3 protein-coding genes are annotated in these 2292 nt (G+C 53.8%); all 3 read left to right on the top strand.

The window, feature by feature from the left end; all coding sequences use genetic code 11:
- Positions 1-206: 206 nt before the first annotated feature.
- The 3 genes from ACP5E6_RS18450 (at position 207) to ACP5E6_RS18440 (ending at position 1991) form a co-directional block, all read left to right on the top strand.
- Positions 207-605, top strand: coding sequence for an XRE family transcriptional regulator (locus ACP5E6_RS18450; protein WP_427956819.1), 399 nt, complete (start codon positions 207-209; stop codon positions 603-605).
- A complete protein-coding gene (locus ACP5E6_RS18445; RefSeq protein WP_427956816.1) occupies positions 602-1120 on the top strand; it encodes an RES family NAD+ phosphorylase in 519 nt (172 codons plus the stop codon). The genes ACP5E6_RS18450 and ACP5E6_RS18445 overlap by 4 nt, the downstream gene beginning before the upstream one ends.
- Positions 1121-1421: 301 nt before the next feature.
- Positions 1422-1991, top strand: a complete 570-nt coding sequence (locus ACP5E6_RS18440; protein WP_427956813.1) for a hypothetical protein — start codon at positions 1422-1424, stop codon at positions 1989-1991.
- Positions 1992-2292 lie beyond the last annotated feature (301 nt).

Raw genomic sequence — 2292 nt, 5'->3', positions numbered from 1 at the left:
GTCGCCGGTCTCATTAATGCACCGCAAGTACCGCGCCCGAACGGCGGCTTTGCGCGTCATCTCGGCCGTTCACGCGCAATCTCGGCTTGTCCGTAACCCGCCGTTCGCTGGGCGGAACCGGCAGCTGTCGTAGAAAATTTCGACTTGCATCCAAGGAGTTATTGGCTCATATAATATCCCATTCGAAGGGTATTTTGTGAGGCGGCATGGCCGAGTACACGACGCATACTAGGGCTGATAAAGGCGAAGGTGGCTTCCTAGCGGAGGTGTTCTCACCCAGTGGTGACATACAGCTCGAACGCTTCACGCAATTGCTGCGTGTCACCAAGACAGATCTGGCATTTTCAATTGGCCTGTCCAGGGAAGCGATCTCCAAAAGCGCCAGGTTCAATGCCCCTGCAACTCAAGCTAGGCTGCGTGAGACGGCCGAGATAATCAATCGCATCTTGCCCTGGTGCGGGTCCGTGCCGCAGGCATTTTCCTGGTTCCGTTCGCAGCCGATCCCAGCCTTCGGGGGCCAAACTTCCGAGGATCTGGTCCGCAGCGGCCGGATTGCCGATCTAAAGGACTATCTCGCGGGCCTGGCCGCTGGCGGCTTCGCTTGAGGCTACAGACGGTCGTTTACCGCGCGCACGACCCGAGATGGGCCTGGGCTCCAAATTCCGGTGCCGGAGCAGCCACGCATGGCGGCCGCTTCAACCCCGTGGGCATAAAAGCACTATACACCTCGCGAACTTTCCAGACAGCATGGCTGGAGGCGCAACAGGGCTTTCCGTACAAAGCTCAGCCGATGACGCTCTGTGGCTACGATGTCGATTGTGAGAACATTCTCGATCTGACCGACAACGTTGTCCGTGCCGCCAATAACGTAACGCTAGACGACCTCGGTTGCGCGTGGAAAGAACTCTCTACAAGGAAGATCGAGCCCCCATCGTGGGCGATGATGAAACGGTTGGCAGCTGGCGGAGTTGTGGGCGTCATCGTCCAAAGCTTCGCGATCGGCGCCACTGCCTCGGACGTCAATGTGATATTCTGGGAATGGGACGATGTTCCGCCTCACCAGGTGAAGGTCATCGACGACGCCGGGCGGCTGCCGAAAGATATGAGTTCATGGGTGTGAAGCATAGTTCGCGGCGGCCCAGCCAGCGCCTATGCGCCGCATTGTGGTCGTTGCCGTAACCAGTACCTTTTCCCGGAAGCGTCCATTCAGCCGCGGGACGGCCACGACTGACTTGCAACGGGATTGTGTCTGATTCAGATTTCCTCATATATCTCTGTGCGGGTCGAATCCATGGACACGCAGCAATTTCCAGACCAAAATATCTCGTTGCCGGCTCGACATCATCGACCGAACGCTGATAATTTACCATCCAACCTCGTTGATGATATTATGTCCTTGAGGGATAAAAAAGGGTACGATCATGGGCGACGCGAAACGTCGGAAGTTAACTGAGGGTGAGAAACCAAGTGTCACACCTGAGCGGCAATTGTTAGCAAAAGCGGCTCATCATTTCAATCAACATTTTGTGGTAGCAAAGAGGCTAGTGGGAGGATGTTATTATATCTCGCTAGCTCTCCGACACTATCTAGGAACTGCGCATGGTCTATCTGTGACTTCCGTGATAGGCTTTATTCGTCCTAAGCGTGAAGGATATCGGTGGTCATCACATATGTGGATCGAGTATGACGAACGAATAACCGATCTTGCAGTAGCGATGGCTCAGCCTCCTAGCTTCCCTGGTCAGCTATTGATTGATGGTCGTGTACGGAAGGACGGATCACTGACCGCTTATTCGAAAATCAAACCAACGGACGGCGTGGAAATTGACATCGATAGGTGGGATGCTGTTGGGGACCAAGCACGAAAAGAGTATACGTTTTATAGTGAGCTAGCCTCTAGTAATCTCGACACAATCGGCGAATATCTTAAGTCAACGTCGGCGGAACATCAGATAGCTGTCGGGAGAGTTTGGCGTGTATTTCACCCATGAGTTGATAGTAGAATATTACTGCATGGCAGTACTATATATACTCAATATCATTGAGGTTAAAATGATCCCTAGTCGCTGGAGGCAGGCTAGTGGTACGAATCTAGCGTTCTGTGCCTACGTCGGACGGCGGCGAAGATAATGATGGTGATGTCGTGGGGTTCTTTGGTCCAGCGGAAAGGTTTTTGGTTCTGGTTAGCCTCTTTGACGATGCGGTTGATCGCGGCCTGATAGGAAACGATGCGCCTCGTTGCGGTCGTTCAGTTGTCCGCACAGCGATACTGAAAGCTGCCCTCCGTTCAGG

This window comes from Acidiphilium sp., assembly GCF_049977125.1.
GTDB lineage: Bacteria > Pseudomonadota > Alphaproteobacteria > Acetobacterales > Acetobacteraceae > Acidiphilium.
The sequence above is the reverse complement of the archived record's forward strand: the minus strand, read 5'-3'. Positions and strand labels throughout refer to the sequence as shown.